Origin of the sequence: Marinomonas alcarazii (genome assembly GCF_003208215.1) — a bacterium.
Classification (GTDB): Bacteria; Pseudomonadota; Gammaproteobacteria; order Pseudomonadales; family Marinomonadaceae; genus Marinomonas; species Marinomonas alcarazii.
This window is the reverse complement of the sequence record NZ_QKLW01000012.1, coordinates 90,566-109,550: the sequence shown is the minus strand read 5'-3', so window position 1 is coordinate 109,550 and position 18,985 is coordinate 90,566. Positions and strand designations below refer to the sequence as shown.

16 protein-coding genes and 1 pseudogene are annotated in these 18,985 nt (G+C 44.0%); 5 read left to right on the top strand and 12 right to left on the bottom strand.

Annotated elements, in window-relative coordinates:
• The 4 genes and pseudogenes from DFP75_RS17475 to DFP75_RS17460 form a co-directional block, all read right to left on the bottom strand.
• A pseudogene (locus DFP75_RS17475) lies at positions 1 to 197 on the bottom strand (type VI secretion system tip protein VgrG); the annotation flags it as partial.
• A 195-nt stretch (positions 198 to 392) separates the two neighbouring features.
• Positions 393 to 911, bottom strand: a complete 519-nt coding sequence (locus DFP75_RS17470) for an Hcp family type VI secretion system effector (RefSeq protein WP_110577336.1) — start codon at positions 909 to 911, stop codon at positions 393 to 395.
• Positions 912 to 1,180: 269 nt separating this feature from the next.
• On the bottom strand, positions 1,181 to 2,782 hold the full coding sequence (locus DFP75_RS17465) for an isocitrate lyase (protein WP_110577335.1): 1,602 nt from the start codon (positions 2,780 to 2,782) through the stop codon (positions 1,181 to 1,183).
• A gap of 60 nt (positions 2,783 to 2,842) precedes the next feature.
• Positions 2,843 to 5,014 (bottom strand): malate synthase G, encoded by a 2,172-nt coding sequence (locus tag DFP75_RS17460; RefSeq protein ID WP_110577334.1) that lies wholly within the window; start codon positions 5,012 to 5,014, stop codon positions 2,843 to 2,845.
• 143 nt (positions 5,015 to 5,157) lie between these two features.
• Here DFP75_RS17460 and DFP75_RS17455 point away from each other — a divergent pair, with 143 nt between their 5' ends.
• A complete protein-coding gene (locus DFP75_RS17455) occupies positions 5,158 to 6,684 on the top strand; it encodes a DUF3612 domain-containing protein (RefSeq protein ID WP_110577333.1) in 1,527 nt (508 codons plus the stop codon).
• 103 nt (positions 6,685 to 6,787) lie between these two features.
• Here the strand turns inward: DFP75_RS17455 and DFP75_RS17450 are convergent, their stop codons facing one another.
• From DFP75_RS17450 to DFP75_RS17430, 5 genes are all read right to left on the bottom strand, one after another.
• The gene (locus DFP75_RS17450) at positions 6,788 to 7,084 is read right to left on the bottom strand and encodes a type II toxin-antitoxin system RelE/ParE family toxin (RefSeq protein ID WP_110577343.1); all 297 of its coding nucleotides are present in this window, start codon (positions 7,082 to 7,084) and stop codon (positions 6,788 to 6,790) included.
• A complete protein-coding gene (locus DFP75_RS17445) occupies positions 7,065 to 7,313 on the bottom strand; it encodes a CopG family ribbon-helix-helix protein (protein ID WP_110577332.1) in 249 nt (82 codons plus the stop codon). The genes DFP75_RS17450 and DFP75_RS17445 overlap by 20 nt, the downstream gene beginning before the upstream one ends.
• A 108-nt stretch (positions 7,314 to 7,421) precedes the next feature.
• The gene (locus DFP75_RS17440; RefSeq protein WP_281270084.1) at positions 7,422 to 7,550 is read right to left on the bottom strand and encodes a DeoR family transcriptional regulator; all 129 of its coding nucleotides are present in this window, start codon (positions 7,548 to 7,550) and stop codon (positions 7,422 to 7,424) included.
• Between the two features lie 58 nt (positions 7,551 to 7,608).
• Positions 7,609 to 8,775 (bottom strand): MFS transporter, encoded by a 1,167-nt coding sequence (locus DFP75_RS17435; protein ID WP_110577330.1) that lies wholly within the window; start codon positions 8,773 to 8,775, stop codon positions 7,609 to 7,611.
• A 187-nt stretch (positions 8,776 to 8,962) separates the two neighbouring features.
• Entirely contained in the window at positions 8,963 to 10,297 is a 1,335-nt protein-coding gene (locus DFP75_RS17430) for an alpha/beta hydrolase family protein (protein WP_175404954.1), read from the bottom strand.
• A 206-nt stretch (positions 10,298 to 10,503) separates the two neighbouring features.
• Here DFP75_RS17430 and DFP75_RS17425 point away from each other — a divergent pair, with 206 nt between their 5' ends.
• Positions 10,504 to 11,556 (top strand): LacI family DNA-binding transcriptional regulator, encoded by a 1,053-nt coding sequence (locus DFP75_RS17425; RefSeq protein ID WP_110577329.1) that lies wholly within the window; start codon positions 10,504 to 10,506, stop codon positions 11,554 to 11,556.
• Positions 11,557 to 11,739: 183 nt separating this feature from the next.
• A complete protein-coding gene (locus tag DFP75_RS17420; RefSeq protein WP_110577328.1) occupies positions 11,740 to 12,951 on the top strand; it encodes a phosphoribosyltransferase family protein in 1,212 nt (403 codons plus the stop codon).
• 79 nt (positions 12,952 to 13,030) lie between these two features.
• Here DFP75_RS17420 and DFP75_RS17415 read toward each other — a convergent pair whose 3' ends face one another.
• Together DFP75_RS17415 and DFP75_RS17410 are read right to left on the bottom strand one after the other, a co-directional pair.
• The gene (locus DFP75_RS17415) at positions 13,031 to 13,615 is read right to left on the bottom strand and encodes a hypothetical protein (protein ID WP_110577327.1); all 585 of its coding nucleotides are present in this window, start codon (positions 13,613 to 13,615) and stop codon (positions 13,031 to 13,033) included.
• Positions 13,616 to 13,802: 187 nt separating this feature from the next.
• Positions 13,803 to 14,066: a DksA/TraR family C4-type zinc finger protein gene (locus DFP75_RS17410; protein ID WP_110577326.1), complete on the bottom strand. Its 264-nt coding sequence runs from the start codon at positions 14,064 to 14,066 to the stop codon at positions 13,803 to 13,805.
• 316 nt (positions 14,067 to 14,382) lie between these two features.
• Here DFP75_RS17410 and DFP75_RS17405 point away from each other — a divergent pair, with 316 nt between their 5' ends.
• Positions 14,383 to 14,967, top strand: a complete 585-nt coding sequence (locus DFP75_RS17405) for a HupE/UreJ family protein (RefSeq protein WP_110577325.1) — start codon at positions 14,383 to 14,385, stop codon at positions 14,965 to 14,967.
• Positions 14,968 to 15,188: 221 nt separating this feature from the next.
• The gene (locus tag DFP75_RS17400) at positions 15,189 to 17,387 is read left to right on the top strand and encodes a bifunctional diguanylate cyclase/phosphodiesterase (protein ID WP_110577324.1); all 2,199 of its coding nucleotides are present in this window, start codon (positions 15,189 to 15,191) and stop codon (positions 17,385 to 17,387) included.
• 111 nt (positions 17,388 to 17,498) lie between these two features.
• Here the strand turns inward: DFP75_RS17400 and DFP75_RS17395 are convergent, their stop codons facing one another.
• Complete coding sequence (locus DFP75_RS17395) at positions 17,499 to 18,941, bottom strand: aspartate kinase (RefSeq protein WP_110577323.1); 1,443 nt, start codon at positions 18,939 to 18,941, stop codon at positions 17,499 to 17,501.
• Between the last annotated feature and the right edge of the window lie 44 nt (positions 18,942 to 18,985).

Below are 18,985 nucleotides of genomic sequence, written 5' to 3'. Positions count from 1 at the left end.
GCGTTTTTATCGACGATGGTGTCGGCAGACAGATCCGATTGACGACTGGCAAGAGACAATTGATAACGGAAGCCATAACAAGGCGAACCGTCTTTCAGCAGAGAATCGGAGATCGATTCATGCCCTTGGTATTCTCGAACGACGAGGGTGTCTTCTTCTATTCCGTCGAGTGCCAATGTAAACGTCAATGTAGCCATACCAGTTTCCTTTGTTATGACGGGTCAATCCAATGTGTAGAATGCAAGTCGTGAAGTGCGCATCTTAAACAGTCCATTATTCACGTTCAGAACAGACCATCTACCCCGAAGATCGTGATAATTGCGTAAGAATTGTGAACCATTAATACGCAAAAAGGCCGCCTGAGTGAACAGGCGGCCCGTACCAATACAAGCTTACGCTTCGATTGGCTTACTCCAGTCGTCAGAACCAGACGTACCAGAGTTGATGTGATCCCAAGTGATCTTACGGTAAGCCATAGAGACCGTTAGGTTTTGTGTAAAGTTGCCCATTGCTGGGTCTTGGCAGTGTGGCATTTCGCAATGAATGTCCACGATAACCGCGCCTTCAAGCGCCGTTACGAAGAAGTTTTCTTGCTTGCCTTCCGCAGAGGTGCGGTACCATTTCAATTCCACTTTTGGCAGTTTTTCACCAGAAGACAAGGCGTTGTAAAGCAGTGGAACCGCTTTGTTCAGAGCAACGGTGAATTTGAATGGCTTGTGAACGCGCTGACCAGATGGGTTGCCAGACTGAGGGTTGGTTGGCACCGTTACGTTGTGGTCGAACTTTTGAACCAGCATTTCGTCGTCATGGCCTTCCAAGCCCACGTCACCGATAGAATCAACAGACATAGCGCCCGCAGTGATCAGACCCTGAGATTCACCTTCAATAGAGATATAACATGGCGTTGGCATAATAAAATTCCTTATTCGTAAAATAGTAAAAACGTGTTCTTGAACACTCTATCCAGAAGAGCAATATAGATGCCAAAGAAAAATACCCAATGCTTTCATAGACTTAAATAAAATCGAAGCCACCAGCGAGCAAGACTTTGCTTAGAGTTAGGCAAAAAACCGCTCAGCGAGCAAGAGTTTGCTAAGAAAAGCCCCTCTAATAAAAAACCAGCAGGGGGAAGACTGCTGGTCTTTTGTTATCAATACACTCTGACGCTTATTTCATTTCATCAGACTGCAAATTGATTCATGGTGTTATCTTTGCCAGACGCTTTAAGCGCTTGCTCACCAGAGAAGTACTCTTTGTGGTCATCGCCTATGTTAGAACCAGACATGTCTTGGTGTTTCACGCAGGCTAATCCTTGGCGAATTTCTTTACGCTGCACTTCTCTCACATAGCCTAACATGCCCAGTTCACCGAAGTAGTCTTTTGCCAAGTTGTCTGTAGACAAGGCGGCTGTATGGTACGTCGGCAAGGTGATTAAATGATGGAAGATTCCTGCCTGCGCGGCGGCATCTTTCTGGAAGCGTCGAATACGCTCATCCGCTTCCTCGGCTAACATGCTGCCATCGTAATCTTGTGACATCAGTTTCTCACGCTGGTATTGGCTAACATCTTTGCCTTCTTCCAACCACGCATCAAACACTTGCTGACGGAAGTTCAATGTCCAGTTAAAAGAAGGACTATTGTTATACACAAGCTTGGCGTTTGGCATAACGTCACGAATACGATTCACAATTGCGGCGATTTGCCCAATATGCGGTTTTTCCGTTTCGATCCACAGTAGATCCGCGCCATTTTGCAAAGAGGTGATGCAATCCAACACCACGCGGTCTTCACCCGTATTCGGTTTAAAGCGCACCAAACCATTCGGCAAACGCGTAGGTTTGATTAAACGATTTCCTAGTTTGATCGCCATATCACCAGACTTCATTTGCTCAAGTGAGGTTACTTCCTCGCCATCAATAAAGGCATTGTATTGATCGGCTAAATCACCAGGTGTTTGTGACACAGGAATTTTTTGCGTTAAACCCGCCCCCAAAGAATCCGTGCGCGCTACGATTACGCCATCGTCCACGCCCAACTCCAAGAATGCGTAACGCACAGCGTTAATTTTCGCCAAGAAGTCCTCATGTGGAACCGTTACCTTGCCATCTTGGTGTCCACACTGTTTGGCATCAGATACTTGGTTCTCGATCTGGATACAACAAGCCCCCGCTTCGATCATTTTCTTCGCAAGCAAATAGGTCGCCTCTTCGTTACCAAAGCCCGCATCGATATCCGCGATAATCGGCACTACATGGGTTTCGAAGTTATCAATTTTCTGCTGAGCGGCTTGTTCTCGAACCTGGTCTCCCGCTTCTCTGGCGTCATCCATTTCTTTAAACAAGTGCTGTAATTCACGGGCATCCGCTTGTTTCAAAAAGGTGTACAACTCTTCAATCAACGCTGGCACAGACGTTTTTTCATGCATAGATTGATCTGGCAAAGGACCAAACTCAGAACGCATGGCCGCCACCATCCAACCAGACAAGTATAAGTAACGGCTGCGCGTGGTGCCAAAATGCTTCTTAATAGAAATCATTTTTTGTTGGCCTACAAAGCCGTGCCAGCACCCCAAGGACTGGGTGTAATTCGCTGGATCTTTGTCGTAGCTCGCCATGTCTTCACGCATGATTTTGGCTGTGTATTTAGCGATATCTAACCCCGTATTAAAACGGTTTTGCAATTGCATTCTCGCTACGAATTCAGGGTTCATCGCCGCCCAAGTTGGACCTTGTTGATTGATCGTACTGCTCGCTTGCTGTGTTTTATTGTTATAAGTTTGCATGGTTTTTCTCACTCTTTAGGTTGTTTAAAGGGATACAAATTCTTATTAATCCGTTTGTTTTCAATGCGTTTCCTTCACCTGCATTCGATAAGCATGAAGCAAAGGTTCCGTATAACCGTTAGGCTGAATCACGCCTTTGAAAATCAAATCTTGCGCTGCTTTAAAAGCGACACTATTGGCATTTTGTGCCATCGGGCGATATCCATCCGTCGCTGTGTTTTGCTCATCCACCACCCGTGCCATGCGCTGCATGACGTCATCAAGGTGTTCTTTGCTACACATTCCATGAAGTAACCAATTCGCCAAATGCTGACTAGAAATTCGCAAGGTGGCACGATCTTCCATCAAACCCACATTGTTAATATCAGGCACTTTCGAGCAACCCACGCCCGCTTCTATCCAGCGCACCACATAGCCCAATAACCCTTGAACGTTGTTTTCGATTTCTCGTTCAATCACTTGATCCGACAAGGTCAAATTGCTTGGAATCGTCGGGATGGTAAGCAAATCTGTTAGGCTCGCTTTCGGACGATTTTTGAGTCGCGCTTGCACCTCAAACACATTCACTTGGTGATAATGCAACGCATGTAAAGTCGCCGCGGTTGGCGATGGCACCCAAGCCGTATTCGCGCCCGCTTTTGGATGAGCTATTTTAGTTTCCATCATGGCGGCCATTTCATCCGGCATCGCCCACATACCTTTGCCGATCTGCGCTTTGCCCGGTAAACCACACTGCAAGCCTATGTCGACATTGCGATTTTCGTAGGCCTGAATCCAAGGCTGATTTTTAATCTGATCTTTTGGCAAGAAAGCGCCAGCTTGCATACTGGTGTGAATCTCGTCACCGGTGCGATCCAGAAAACCAGTATTGATAAAAAACACTCGAGATTTCGCCTGACGAATACACTCTTTCAAATTCAAGGTCGTGCGACGTTCTTCATCCATAATGCCGATCTTGATGGTGTTTTCTGGTAAGCCAAGCATCTGCTCAACTCGACCAAACAACTCACAGCTAAACGCCACTTCTTCTGGGCCGTGCATTTTTGGCTTAACGATATAAATGCTGCCAGTACGGCTATTGCGCATGCCTTGAGTACGCTGTAAATCCAACGCACCGATCAAGCTTGTGACGACCGCATCAATAATGCCTTCAGGCACAAAGTTACCCAGTTCGTCTTGCATCAGGTCGCATTCCATCAAGTGACCCACATTGCGAATCAACAACAAAGAACGACCATGTAAGCGGTATTCTTGATTGTCCAAGTCCGTAAAAATACGGTCTGGGTTCATGCGGCGCGTTTGCATTTGCCCGTCTTTTTCGAAGCTGGCTTCTAGCGTACCTTGCATTAGGCCAAGCCAATTTCGGTACACGTCAATTTTGTCTTCCGCATCAACGGCTGCCACAGAGTCTTCGCAGTCCATAATGGTGCTTAGAGCTGATTCGATAAGAATGTCATTGATATTGGCTGGGTCTTTCACACCGTTTTGGCCGTTACGGTCAAACTGGATTTCTACATGCAAACCGTTATTTTTCAGTAATACGGCTTCTGGCTCACTGCGTTGACCATTTACCGCCACCAGTTGACAAGGTTGCTTTAAACCGGTTTGGCTGCCATCTTGAAAAAAGGCCAACAAATGATGGTAATAAACCACGTAGCTGATCACGTCTTTGTGAGAACCAGATTCAAGCGGAAACACCTCATCCAAAAACTCTTTGGCTTTGGCAATCACGGCGTCACCACGAGCTGGGTTATAGGCTTTACCTGTGGCTAGTTCGTCTGTTTTGGTAATCACATCTGTACCGTAAAAGGCATCATACAAACTGCCCCAACGAGCATTGGCGGCATTCAATGCAAAACGAGCATTTTTCACCGGTACCACCAATTGAGGCCCAGCCAAGTGAGCAATCTCTTCATCGACATTCGCGGTGGTGATGGTGAAATCGTCACCTTCTTCGACCAAATAACCGATTTCACGCAAGAAGGCTTCATAAGCCTTTGTGTCCATGGCTTGGTCTTTATGATCCAAATGCCATTGATCAATTTGTTGCTGCATCTGATCACGAGTCGCCAATAGTTGACGATTAATTGGTGACAGATCGGCAATCAGCTGTTCAAGGTCGCGCCAAAATTTTGTTGGTTCGATAGCGTGAAGTGGCAGCACTTCTTCATTAATGAAGTGGCAAAACCCTGGATGAATCACACTGTTATTTTTAGCTTGGGGCATATTCATCTCGCTTTCCTTCTTTCTCTTATCACTCTGATTCTTAGGGTTAGCAATCCATGTAATCTTTCTCTCGGTTGCTTGATTTATAGTCTATGCCCGACTAACCTAAAATTTCACAATAAGAATTACACAGTGTAAATTTTACAAAAATGAAAAATAAAAATAGCCTCAATCGCAAAGCCCATTTCTTGGGCACTAAGATCCGCAACCTGCGTAAACGCAACCGTTTGACCATGGAAGACCTGTCGGCACGATGTATAAAAGTGGACGCAGAATCGGCCCCATCAGTGTCTTATTTATCCATGATAGAAAGGGGAAAACGCATCCCCAGTGAAGATGTATTGGAAGTCATCGCCAGCGTTTTTCAGAAAGAAGTTGAGTGGTTTTTGGATGATATTCCGGAAGAAGACGCCATTACCCCAACGAAAGGATCGGGCGGTGGCATTAATGGTATGGCGCTAGAACCCAACTTTTTGTTCTCAAAAGAAATATTGCAAATCGCCATTCCTGAAATGCTTTCTCAAACAGGGACTAGCGGTCGTCAATTTGCGCATTTATTGATTCGTGCCCACCAAGAACACCATCAAAATCATTTCCCTGATTTAGAACGCGCGGCAGAAGAAGTCGGACTTAAACGCTTACCACTGAGTCTTGATGAAATTGTCGCCATCACCAAGCAAATGGGTTTGCAAATTAAGTGGTTTAAAAAAACCCCGTTAGCCGTTTTACAAGAAATGGGCATCAGTGAAAGTCATGTGGTGACGTCTTTCTTTGATCCACCAAGTACGATTTACATAAACCAAATCATGAAAGCCCAACCACAAAGGTTGAAATACAACCTTGCGGTGCATATTGGTCATACGGTTTTACATGACAAAGACGGCATGAAAAATGTTTTGGTAACAGGGCGAAATGAGATCTCGCCCTTGCAAGCACAAACCGCGAAAATACAATCGTCAGGTATGGATGCACAGGATATTTTGTACGCTTGGCGAGACTTCGAATGCAGTTTTTTTGCGGGTGCTTTGCTTTGTCCAAAAGTGCCCTTTCGGCAAATGTTGGATCGCAACGGCTATGAAATTAATACTGCGCAGCTGGCAGGTGTTTCTGAATCCGTCACCATGCGCCGTATGACGGCGGCATCGCCTTATCCCCATTGGCATTATTTTGATGCTTATGCTCCTGGCAAACTCAAAGCCGTGTACCGAGGCAATGGCATTCCGTTGCCTTGGGGTAATATGAGCACCGTGGAAGACCCTTGCCAGCACTGGTCAGTGTTTCGCAAAATCAGCGAACCAAGCACTGGCACTTCAGCACAAATATCGATTCTTAATGTCGGTGACGAACCGCGAATTTACGCTTGTGAATCGATCAAAGTACAAGATCTTGCAGGCAACAACCACGTACTTTGCTCAGGCATCGATTTGAATCCTGCTATTGATGCTCAAGGTAAAGACGCCCTATCCATCGCCGCTGATTTACGGGAAGCCTGCGTCACCAAAGGCGGCTCCTCACAGATACCAAGAAGCATCAAAAAAGACCTAATGAGCGTGGCGAAGATTCTCAATATCAATTGGGTAGAACGCGGCATAGACAATGATGCCAGATTGATTTGCTCTCGCGGCGCCGTCTGTCCAAGGAAACCGAGCTGTTATCAACAGTGTGAAGCACGTTAGTTTGTTTTAGGAGAGTTTATCTTTGGATACCAAGCCGTGTGGTGTTTTGCTTGCGTCACTGACGTCGTCAGCGCCAAACACCACACGGCAAGGCTTTTGACAATCATTCACTCATTGCCCAATGCTGCGATTCATGGAGCACACGTAAGATTTCTAGGCAGTTTACAGACAAATTTTCTCGATAAACGACGACAAAAGGCAAGCCTGCAATAACAAGTTCTCGTGTGTTTTTCACTCTGCCATAGCGTCCAGCTCTCGGGTGTTCAGACAGAATAAGATTTACGTTATCAATGACCTTCATTACCACATCAATAGCAACAATTTGGCTATTATCTTCTGCGATGTAGACTTCGATTTTTTCTAAATCAAGTTCTGCTAAGTCAGTCCATTTGAGCAGCACGCTTTGCATCCCATTTCGCTTTAATATCAGAATGGTCGATCAATTTCCCTTTGTCCGCTGACTCAATGCCTTTTTCTACTTCATGAATAAACCAATCTTCGCGAGCAACATATTGCTTAATCGCTTCCGCCATTAGCCACGCACGAGGCCTATCCATTGCTTCCGCCATTTGACCAACGCGCTGTAGTGTCTCTTCGTCTAGTCTGACTGAGGTTGCTTTTAAAGACATTGACATTCTCCGAGGTTCTCTAAGAATCTAAATCATAGTCCATGCATGTTTCTTTGTCTTCATCAGTCTTAAAATTTGACAGTGAATAAGACAAGATAAGCACTACTTTTATTCTGCCTCCAAACACTCTTCTACTGCTATTGCGCCAACTTCAATACGCTTTAGAACCCCCGCTTTTTCTAAATAAATCATATCGTTACAAATGATGTTATCCGACACATTAAATCGCTGCTTCAGTGTCTCAGAGAATACTTGGCCTATTCTCGATGCTGATCATTTACTTCGCTCTTGGTTATTAACGAGAGGAAGTATTGCTGTAACGTCGTAGCCGCTCAGTTGTCACTAATATAACGACAGAAAGTAAGACCAATATCATAGGAAGCGAAGCAAAGGTGAATACTTTTGCGGCACCGCCTAGCAAGGGCGGAACGATCATGATGCCGATATACGCAGAGGCCATAGATAAGCCAATAATGGTTTGCGATGCAGCCGACCCAAAGCGTTTTGGTGTCATTTGAAGGGTATTGGGAAAGATAGGCGCGCAACCAAGCCCAATCAATATCAAGCCTATTTTTGCAAGCCCATCATAAAACGGCATAGCCAGTAATATACAGCCAAGTAAGATAATAAACACACCAGCTCGGATTAGAGCTTCTTCGGTAATTTTTTCCGCGATGACACCACAAGCAAAGCGGCCTACTGTAATGCCTAAATAATACATTGCCGCCCAAAACGCGGCATCCGCAGCCAAAACATCTCTTTGTGTGGTGAGATAACTTGCCGCCCACAATCCGGTACTCATTTCTATTGAGCAATAGCAAAAGAACACCGCCATTTGCAGTGGAACGCCTTGAATTTTTAAGGCAGTGGCATTCGAAACGACCGCCACACTTGTGCTATTGCGTTCAGCAGACTTAACAACAAACTTTTTCCACAGTGGCAGAGATAAAAAGAGCAAAATAACCAGTGAAAATTGCACCACGGCGATGGTGACATAGCCATCTCGCCAGCCTTCTTTTAGGGTCAAGTAATTCGCCATCAAAAGCGGGCCCGCTGTCGCACCCACGCCCCAGAATGAATGCAGATAATTCATATGTTTGGCTTTATAGTGCAGTGCCACGAAGTTATTTAATGCAGCATCGACTGCGCCAGCCCCAAGCCCCAAAGGAATGGCCAAAAATGCCAGAGCCAGCGCTACATTGGACAAACTAAAACCCAATAATGCGATGGCTGTTAGCAAAACGCTGATTGCGACGACTTTTCCAATCCCAAAAAAGTTGATTGCTTTTGTCACATAAAGACTAGAAAGAACGGTACCCGCACTAATAATGAGAGAAATCCCCCCCGCAAATTCCGTTGAGGCGTTTAAGTCTTTACTCATCACAGGCCACGATGAGCCCAGTACTGCATCAGGTAGCCCCAAACTGATGAAGGCAATATAAATGATAAAAAGCAATAACATAAAAAGACTTACCCATATTTAATTTGGTAGAACAATACCGCTTAATGCGCGTTAAATATAGGCAGACACATACTTAAAAACAGCCTAATTTCTAAAAACATGCCTGTCGCGTTATGGCAAAAGCACGTAAATTAAAAAGCCCGAAAGTCAGTAATTGGCTTTCGGGCTTTTGCCTCATTTATTCATGCTATTGTGCTTTTAGCGTTTCAAACCTTAGACCGCTGGCTGTTCTATTAGGAAAGCCCTTCCAGTAAGTGTGGTTGGCGCTATCCTCACCATCCCCCCAAGTGCCTTCATTAGAATGCGGCACTAAATCTAAATAGCCTGACATTGCATCATCATGCTTCAAATACTGACCTAACCAAGCCGTAATGAAATGGGTAGAAACATTGTTCATACGCACATTATCCCAAACAGGGTCGAGGTAATGCATAGACAAGTTGAAGCCTAACTCTGGGTCCACTTTATACATTTCAGCTGGCGGCGCCATCGGTGCCCCCGCGTTGTGGTTAGCGTAGTCAAACGTCAATAAAGCACGATCAACGCTGGTTGACGCTTTCCATAAAGCCCGCACTCCGTCTTCATAACCAACAACGTCGTCTACCGACCCTGCTATGTACAGCATAGGAACACGAATTCCCTTAGCGGTTTCAGCATCCATAAAACCATTATTCATACCAGCTGGAGCAAAGGTAACAGCCGTTTTAATACGCTCATCAGCCAAAGCGAGGTATTCATCACTGCCACTTAAATACTGATCTAGCGTGCCACTAGGCGTGGAAAAAAAACCTTCGTTTTTCTTAACACCATATGAGGTTAAACCACCGCCAACCGTCACAACGGTTCCATAACCGCCCATTGAATAGCCGATAATGCCAGTATTATTGGTATCCACTAGGTTATATAAGAAGGAAGATTTATCTTTCGCCAATTGACTAATTTGATCCAAAATAAACAACTGATCTTTGGTTCTGTTAACAATGCTTGAACTAATGTCTGATACGGTTCTATAAGTTGACTCTGTATGATCAATAGCAACAACCACATAACCTTTTGAGGCAATATTCTCAGCTATCGGAGCCATTAAGAAGCGATTACCTGGGTAACCATGGGAAAGTATAACCAGCGGAAAGGCGGTTTTTACCTTAGCTGGCTCAGCATCTAGAATCGCTTGGCCATGTAGCTCAATTTCTGTTTTACCGTCTCGTGCAAAAACCTTTAACACCTGAGAGCCTTTCGAATTAGCTTGTGCTGGATACCAAGCCTCAACCGTTAATGGGCGATCATAGTAAGGGAATGCATCACTTTCTTTTCTGTCTCTTGGGGTGTTTAAAACATCAATTTGGTTTTTATGAATGAAATCTATTTGCCTAACACCAACGGTCTGCTCGCCATAAGCCGCTAATTCAGGGGCATCCGCTCGGATAATATCAATTCTATTTTCAGCTTGTACCGCAGAAAATGGAACACAAGACGCCACAAGTAACGCAGCAGCGTAACGTGTCATTTGCTTATTTTTCATAACAACAGTCCTTATTATCTTTATTATATTGAATGTTTAAACATTATTGGGTTAATCGATTAACCAAATAAGTATAACCACGTCATTACACTTCGCTCAAGAGCGAAAGCACACCTAATAACAGCAAGATCAGTAACTTGCTTGTTGCCACTATCAATCAAGGCTAAAATCTTGGCTCTTTAATGCCTTTATCCCAAGGAAGAGACATGCCATCAGCTCCGCGCAGAAAGCAAAAAAACACATCGAATAAAAGAGTGTCTTTAGCGATGGTCGCTGCTCATGCCAATGTTTCGACGGCAACCGCCTCTCGAATTATCAACGGAATTACCAACAAGGCGTCAGAACAAACGATCCTTCAAGTCAAAAAATCTGTGGCTGAGCTTGGTTACCGACCTGCAAGTATTGGTAGAGCATTAAGGTGCCAGGAAAGCCGTATGGTTGGCGTCTTGGCCGCCAGTTTGGCTAACCCTACCATGTCGGCTATCGCGTCATCGATCGAATGGGCACTAAGAGACGAAGGCTTCATAATGTCATTGTGCGACACCCATCAAGAGGCGGACATACAAGATGAATATCTTCTAGAAATGCGTGCTCAGCTCGCTCGAGCGGTGGTCATTGTCGGCGCGGTTCAAAGCCCGCTATTAACGGATTATCGCAACAGTGACATGACCTTTGTTTTTGTTAATCGCCCCGCACCAGACCAAGAAAGTGCACTTTATGTTGGCATCGATAATTATCAAGCAGGTGTGGACGTTGCTGAATTGTTGCTTCAACATGGCAAAAAAAACATCGCTATTATTCATGCCTCACTTGATCAAACCGCTGCGGAAGAAAGGCGCAGAGGCTTACTCGATCGCCTAGCAAAGGCAGGTATTCACTCTGATCAAATCCCCCATGCTCACGCAGAAGGCTTAAATCATCTTGAAGTTGGCTATCAGTGCATGGGAAACATATTGAACATGGCTGAAAGACCAGAAGTCATTTTATGCCTGAGCGATATGCTTGCGTTCGGTGCCTACAGGCGAGTGCAAGAAACAGAATTGAGTGCGACGGATGATATGACTTTTTTCGGTTTCGATGATAATCCACTTAATCCTTGGATTGCTAATTGGCTGAATTCTGTGGGTGTCCCTGCGGAGTTATATGGCCCTGCCACGGTGGCGACCTTAAAAGCTATCTGGAACCATTCACCACCAACTACACCAACTTATTTATCCCACAAATTTCGCTTAAATAAGGCATTTACAGAGGTTAAGTAGAACTGAGAACAATTATCACCACTGGTAATATATCGAAAATTTCCTCTCATTTTTGGTTAAAGAAAAAGCAAGACTTGATTAGATCGACATAAAAATGCTTTTTTCCTCAATCTGCCCTATCGAAATACGCCCACAAGTATTAAAATCAGCGCAAATTCCCATACCCTTAGTTAAGGAAACCTCATGACTTTGTCGACCAGTCAGTCAACTAATGTCGTAGTTGTTAGTAACTCTTCTGATAATCCCTTTGCTATTGATGTTGCCTATGCAATGGGCCAGCATGAAGACATCGCTGATCTGATCAGTATGAAGCAATTCATGAACTCTGAATTTTGCCCTCGTTTTATTTCTGACGAAGCGGATTTTGAAAACATTGGCCGCAAACTTAAGGGTAAAGCTGTCGTTATCGTCAGTACTGGCAGTCATGTAAAAAGCCGCCAAGAATTGGCTATGTCAAATTTAATAATCGCCCGTGCTGCGAAAGAAAACGGTGCTGATCGCGTTATTCTGGTTGAGCCAGATCTATTCTATAGTGCACAAGACCGTGGTCCTCATAAAAGCTTAGGTGAAACCAGTTTTGATAGAGATATCAACGATATTAAAAAATTCGACGGCCAACCATTCACTGCCAAGCTTTACGCTCAACTGCTAAAACTGTCTGGTGTGGATACGGTAATGACCATCCACAACCACTCTGACTCTGTGCAAAAAATCTTTAATGATGTATTCGAAGGCGATTTCCACAACCTAATCCCTTATGAGATATACGCCCACTACTTACTAAACTCAAACATCTTAAACTACGGCGAAGACGGCGAAGGGCTTGTTCTTTGTGCTCCAGATAAAGGCGCTCGCGATTTTGTTAAAGAAATGTTCAGAACACTGGGCCTTAGCAAAGCAAAATTCATCATGCTTGATAAAGATCGCACCGCTGAACGCAAAGTAGAAATTACCCTTCACAAAGAAAGCGAGCACACTTTTGACGGTCTAGACGGCGCGAGTATTGTGTTGTTTGATGACATGGTTCGCACGGGCTCGACTGTTGTGAAATCTTGCCAGTTCTTACAGCAGATCAATCCTGAACGCATGGTGTTTGCGGTATCGCATTTTTATGCCAGCGATGAAGGTCGTGAACGTATGGCGCATCCAGCGATTGGCGAGATTCTGACACTAAATACCTTACCAACGATTTTGAACCGCGATGAGCAAGGCCGTCTGCGTAAAAAAATGGTCGTACTTAAGGTAGAGAAATGGCTTGCTCAAGAGCTTTGCAACATCCTTGATTTGCCGCAAACTCACGAGCCGAACCCTTACAAGATCGATATGTCGTCTAAGAACCCTCGTTTTAAACGCAAAATTTGGTTCAGTGAAGAGCTGTCTGAATTAAAAGGCTAATGTTATTCGTTTAGAACAACAGCCATAAAAATGCCGCTTAAAAGCGGCATTTTTGTTTCTATTCGAAGTCATGCATTTATTAAGCGCGAAACGCCAGCAAGAGAATATCTTTGATTTTACGATCTATTTCTACTTGCGCAGCCTCAAAATCGGCTCTTTCTACCTTGTACAAGTAAGGCTGAACACCACGCAGTTTCTTGATCGCTTGTGGGTCTTCCGCCAACAAAACTGCCACATAAGAAAACGCATCATAGTAAGGGAATGCCTGCTCTTTGAGTGCATTCAAATAAGAGTCAACGGACTCTTCTCCAAAGACTTGCTTAATGGCGGTAACAGCGCCAAACACGGCAACACCCTCACATAGAGCTGGGGTTTGCGCGCCTTCAAAGCCAACAGGATATTGACCACGAACCATTTCTTGAATTACATCCGCCAGCAACATCACATCGTTGCTGAATACTCGAGCTGGCATTTGGATTTTGTAACGATACGGCTCATCGGCATGTTCAAATACAGCATTTGGTTTGGCAATGTCATCATTGACTTCGAAACCATCAAACTTGGCTTCTTCAACGGCTTCGCCAAAAAGAAACTCTACCGCTGGCAACCAAGCTGCACGTAGTTTCTCTAATTTATTTACTTCTGTTGAGTAAGTGTCTGCCACAAGCTCATCCTTATTTATTCTAAAAGAAACAGAGCGTCAGACCCATGGTCAAACCACCCTTTTTGATAGGCGAAACCTTATCATATTGAGGGAGATCAAGCAGGAAAAATTCGACGGCAAATACGCAGATTCAGTGAATAACACTGGTATTTAGATCAATGAAACAAAAGAAAGTAACTTACGGATCTTATCTTAGCTGACTGTCTTTACTGCCCGCTCTATTATACAAAGCAGAACGGCCTTTCTTCTCTTGCTCGGACTGGCATTGAATGCACAAACGTACTCCCTGAATGGCTTTGCGCCGCGGCTCAGGAATTGCCGCATCACATTCTTCACAATGAGTCAGACTCTCACCTTTTGGCATACTGTTTTTTGCACGCTCAACTTCGGAGTCAACTGTTGCGTCTATTTGATCTTGCACCGCGCCATCTTGCGCCCAACCACTCGCCATACATACGCCCCTATTATTTTTATTGATTACTCTGCAATCTCCCACCACACATGGTAAGAAACAAGCTGCCAATGACTGTAATTTCCAAGTGTTTCAATGACAAGCGTTTTCCTAACTGAGCAATGACAAAAATATCGGTTAATTTACCACCATATTTTGTTAGAAGCTGAATATTTCGTTACCTATTGGCAACATCATTCAATTTACCCTCTCTGTGGGTATGTTAGAATCTCCGCTTCCAGCCGCAAGAGCGGTGGTTTCGAGAAGACCATTTCGTAAGGTCTTATTCATATTTATCTATTTTGGAGACGACACCATGCGTTTATCTTCGCTTAAAATGGCATTAGCCGCACTTGTTGCCGCAATACCAGCTCTTGCATCTGCTCACCCAGGACATGAACACACAACCAGTTTTATGACCGGCTTCATGCACCCTATGGGTGGTTTGGATCATTTATTGGCTATGTTAGCTATTGGTCTTTGGGCAGCTAGCCTTGGCGGTCGTGCGTTGTGGGCTGTGCCTGCGGCTTTTGTTGGTACTATGTTGGTTGGTGGCGGTCTAGCCGTTGCTGGTGTGCAAGTCCCTTTCATTGAGCAAGGTATTGTCTTATCTGTCATCCTAATGGGTGCATTGTTAGTCGGTGCGGCGCGCTTCTCTGTTGCGACTTGTGCTGGTATTGCCGGATTGTTTGCACTATTTCATGGCGCTGCGCATGGCTTAGAAATGCCTCTAAACGCTAATGGTGCAGAATATGCTTTGGGCTTTGCTGCTGCTACGGCATTGTTACATGTTGCAGGTATCGGCTTTGGTATGGGTGTTGCGCGTTTTCAAGCGCCTATCGTGACGCGCCTAACTGGCAGTATCATTGCTATTGCTGGCGTATTTTTAGCACTAGCATAAATACATGAAGCATTAATTGAAGCCACGTTATTTTGCAGAAATAGCGTGGCTTTTTTTATTCTTTAACGCTATTTCCCCCTAACCTATGGTGTTTATAAATCGATTCATTTTTTACATAGTTACCCAACAGCGCATTCTTTTACAAAAAGATTAAATACCCTGTAAAAGTTTATGTGTATGATTTTTGCATATTCAGTAATTTGCCAAGAAAGGATCAATCCTTGAAAAAAGCAGAGTTTAAGCAACCTTCCGCCTTATTTTTCTCCCTGATTGCTTTCTTCGCCATTGCGTCTTTTGGGGCTTATTGGACTCAATCAACAAATAAATCCATTATCAATCAACATCAGTCACTTCTAAGCGGACTGTCTCGTACCCAAGCATCCGTTCTGGAAAGACGCCTGTCTGCAGCCTTTACTTCGGCACAAATTCTCGCTTATGAAGTAGAACAAAATGGTGGCGATGGAGAATGGTTTCCTAATTATGCACATAAGCTGATCGATTCTATTGGCGGTATTGCAAACCTCCAGCTTGCACCTGACGGCATTATTTCAGACATCTATCCTATAGAAGGCAATGAAAGCGCCATAGGTTTTAACATCATATCAACACCAGGTTTTGAAAAAGAAGCGATGCTATCTATTCAGAATCATCGGATGTTCGTCATAGGTCCAGTAGCATTAGTGCAAGGTGGTGTTGCCGTTATCAGCCGTGCGCCAATTTTTCTTAATAAAGGCACGCAACGAGAGCTTTTTTGGGGCTTCGCCTCTGCGGTCATTTATTTAGACGATTTACTCGAAGCAACACAATTAAAACGCCTTGAAAGCGAAGGCTACCAATACAACTTATCAAGAAAACATGCGGCAACAAAGGATACGATAACCCTATCAAGCTCCCTTGCCCCCCTTTCTGACATCCAAGCATCCACCGAGCTTGTTCTCCCAGTCGGAACATGGACATTAAAAATTAGCAAAGCACTTGATAAGGATCTAGATCAAAGAAGAGTAACAGGCTATGCAGTGAGCCTTATCGTTTCACTATTGCTGGCCATCGCACTGTACGCGATATTAATCCAGCCCTTAAAACTTAGAACGCTTGTTAAAGAAAAAACAGCAGAGCTTCAAGACCTCGCGAATAAAGACCCCTTAACAGGACTTCCAAACCGACGTTTTTTACAAAACAATTTACCTAACGTTTTACAGCACAATCAAAAGCATAAAAGGACTTCTGCGTTTATATATTTTGACCTTGATAATTTCAAACGCATTAACGATACGATAGGTCATGATGTTGGGGACCAAGTTCTCATTATTGTTGGTGAAAGATTAACTAAGCTGAAAGGACAATCCGATCTAGTAGCCCGTTTAGGGGGAGATGAGTTCGGAATATTCTTAGGTGAAGTAAGTAGCGAGCATCAAATTGAAGAACATGCCAACCGCATCCTACAAAGCATCCGCGCTCCCATAAAAATGGATAATCGAGAATACCTATTAAGTACCTCTTTAGGCATTGCAAAGATTCCTGAACACGGTGATGACTTAGTTAGTATCATGCAAAATGCTGACATGGCGTTGTATCAAGCCAAGTTGCTGGGGAAAAATCAGTTCTCCTTCTATAGCGAGAACATGAAAGTTAATACGCACAATCTCATGAAAGCAGAAAATGACTTATCTCTTGCCCTACTCAGAAATGAATTCGAAATGTATTATCAACCTCAATTTGACTTGCATACGAATCATATTTTGGGAGCCGAAGCGCTTATTCGCTGGAATCATCCGGAAAAAGGCCTCATCTTTCCCAATGACTTTATACCTTTGGCTGAAAGCACAGGGAAAATTATTGAATTAGGCTACTGGATACTAGAAAACAGCATCGCTTATATCGCAAAGCGGAGAATAGAAAAAAGAGCAGATATTCTGCTGCATATTAACCTTGCCTCTCGCCAGTTATCGGACCCTCACCTTGTTGTTTTGGTGCAGGACCTGTTAGAAAAATACCAAGTACCAGCACACCTTATTGGCTTCGAGATTACTGAAACATCTATTCTTGAGGACGTTCATTTAACAAGAAAGTTGCTGCAGACCTTCAAAAATATGGGAATATGCATCGCCATAGACGACTTTGGAACAGGCTACTCTTCGCTTTCTCAGCTTAAAAACCTTCCGGTTAATCTACTTAAAATTGATCGCAGTTTTGTTATGGATTTAGAATCCGACCCAGACGACCGAAAAATTGTTGAGGCGATTATTGCCATGGCACACAAGCTTAATATAAAAGTGCTGGCAGAAGGCATCGAAACCAGAGAACAATGGAAAATGTTAGCAAACTTCCAGTGCGATTATGGCCAAGGCTATTATGTGAGCAAAGCAGTCACTATGGACGAATTCAATAATGGCAAGCCCATAGTTCACAATGATTCTTGATTAAAAATCATCGATAAGAAAGCAAAAGTTAGCCAATAAAAAAGCCCAAATGTGAAAATTCACACTTGGGCTTTCGGTATAGGCTAGATAGATAAGTCTGAGCTTATCGAACTAAGACGCTAAGCAAATTGCACTACCGTGGTTATGTACTTCAACCAATTCTTTGTGCAGGCTGCAAATCGCTTTTTCGTAATCTTCTTCATCAACCACAAACTGCATATCTACCTGACGCATAGATTGGTGCATAGCCAATACGTTAACGTCTTGCTCAGCGATCGCTTTAACCGCTTTTGCCAACATACCTGTGGTTTTCATATCACTACCAATCGCAGACACAATAGCAACCTTACGCTGAGTAATTTCAGCATCTGCAAAACGTTCGTGCAGAACTCTCATCACTCGCTTCAAGGTTTTCAGGTTAATAGCCAAATAATGCGTAATCGTATTGGCGTTAATGTCTTTTGCGATAATGTGAGCATGGAACTGTCTTAATACTTTAAGAATGTCCACGTCGAATTTATCGATATCACCAGCCATATCTTGATCAAATAGTTCCACAGCAAAGACACCACGACAACCCGCAATGATCTCTACACATGGCGCATCACTGACATAATCACCTGTAATCAATGTACCTGTATGGTCTGGCTCAAAGGTGTTTTTCACGCGTAATGAAATACCGCTCTGGCGCAAGCCTTTCGCTGCTTTTGGATGGATCGCTTCCATACCAAGGTTCGCAAGCTGGTCTGCAACATCGTAGTTAGTACGGCCAATAGGCACGGCATTTTTCTCACCAACTAAACGCGGGTCTGCACTACTCAAGTGGAATTCTTTATGAATAACAGCTTCATGTGCTTTTGTTAAAACCGCAATTCGACTAAAAGTCATTTCACTGTAACCACGGTCAAACGTAGACATTAGACCTGTTTCACTGTGAGCGTAACCCGTTGCAATCGGAAGTTCTTTGCTCAAATCAATGTCTTTAAAAGCGTCAACAATGCGTTCATCAAGAGACATGTGACTTGGGCTGTTCCAGCCAGTTAAGTCAACAAAAACAGCATTTACACCATCGCGTTTTAATAAATGCGCAGTATTCCAAGCACTGTGCGCTTCGCCAAGACTTGCAAGCATTTCTCGTACGGTAGCAAGGTGCTCACTAATCGAGAAATGACCGTGCTGACAAAGGCGGTGTAAATCTTCCAAGCATTCTTGTGCTTCTTTCAAGCGGCTGTTTAAAAAAGCATCTGCTTTTTCACGCAGCTCACCCTCTTCAAACAAAGCATGATTGACCTCTAACATGGCGGTGCGAACATCTTGCAATGCTGGGAACCAGTTATTTTGCTTACGCTCTTGAGCAAATAATGCGAAAACACCTGCATCACCTGTTTTCTTATGCTCTAGCAACTTATCGGTCATACCTGCATAAGCGGAAACAACAAAAATACGCTGATACATGCTGTTTACTTGAGTAGGCTTGAAAATGATATTGTCTCTAACTGAACGGTAGTCACTCATGGACGTGCCGCCAATTTTTTCAACTGTATGTTGTCCCATTATTTACCCAATTCATCAATGGGCCGAAAGCAAATTTTCGACCA

Bases quoted from the DNA above. Each gene is read 5' to 3' on its own strand.
- DFP75_RS17470 (WP_110577336.1), bottom strand. From the start codon at position 911: ATGCCAACGCCATGTTATATCTCTATTGAAGGTGAATCTCAGGGTCTG.
- DFP75_RS17445 (WP_110577332.1), bottom strand. From the start codon at position 7,313: ATGTCTTTAAAAGCAACCTCAGTCAGACTAGACGAAGAGACACTACAG.
- DFP75_RS17430 (WP_175404954.1), bottom strand. From the start codon at position 10,297: ATGAAAAATAAGCAAATGACACGTTACGCTGCTGCGTTACTTGTGGCG.
- DFP75_RS17395 (WP_110577323.1), bottom strand. From the start codon at position 18,941: ATGGGACAACATACAGTTGAAAAAATTGGCGGCACGTCCATGAGTGAC.
- DFP75_RS17460 (WP_110577334.1), bottom strand. From the start codon at position 5,014: ATGAATATGCCCCAAGCTAAAAATAACAGTGTGATTCATCCAGGGTTT.
- DFP75_RS17455 (WP_110577333.1), top strand. From the start codon at position 5,158: ATGAAAAATAAAAATAGCCTCAATCGCAAAGCCCATTTCTTGGGCACT.
- DFP75_RS17420 (WP_110577328.1), top strand. From the start codon at position 11,740: ATGACTTTGTCGACCAGTCAGTCAACTAATGTCGTAGTTGTTAGTAAC.
- DFP75_RS17465 (WP_110577335.1), bottom strand. From the start codon at position 2,782: ATGCAAACTTATAACAATAAAACACAGCAAGCGAGCAGTACGATCAAT.
- DFP75_RS17425 (WP_110577329.1), top strand. From the start codon at position 10,504: ATGCCATCAGCTCCGCGCAGAAAGCAAAAAAACACATCGAATAAAAGA.
- DFP75_RS17405 (WP_110577325.1), top strand. From the start codon at position 14,383: ATGCGTTTATCTTCGCTTAAAATGGCATTAGCCGCACTTGTTGCCGCA.
- DFP75_RS17410 (WP_110577326.1), bottom strand. From the start codon at position 14,066: ATGGCGAGTGGTTGGGCGCAAGATGGCGCGGTGCAAGATCAAATAGAC.
- DFP75_RS17435 (WP_110577330.1), bottom strand. From the start codon at position 8,775: ATGTTATTGCTTTTTATCATTTATATTGCCTTCATCAGTTTGGGGCTA.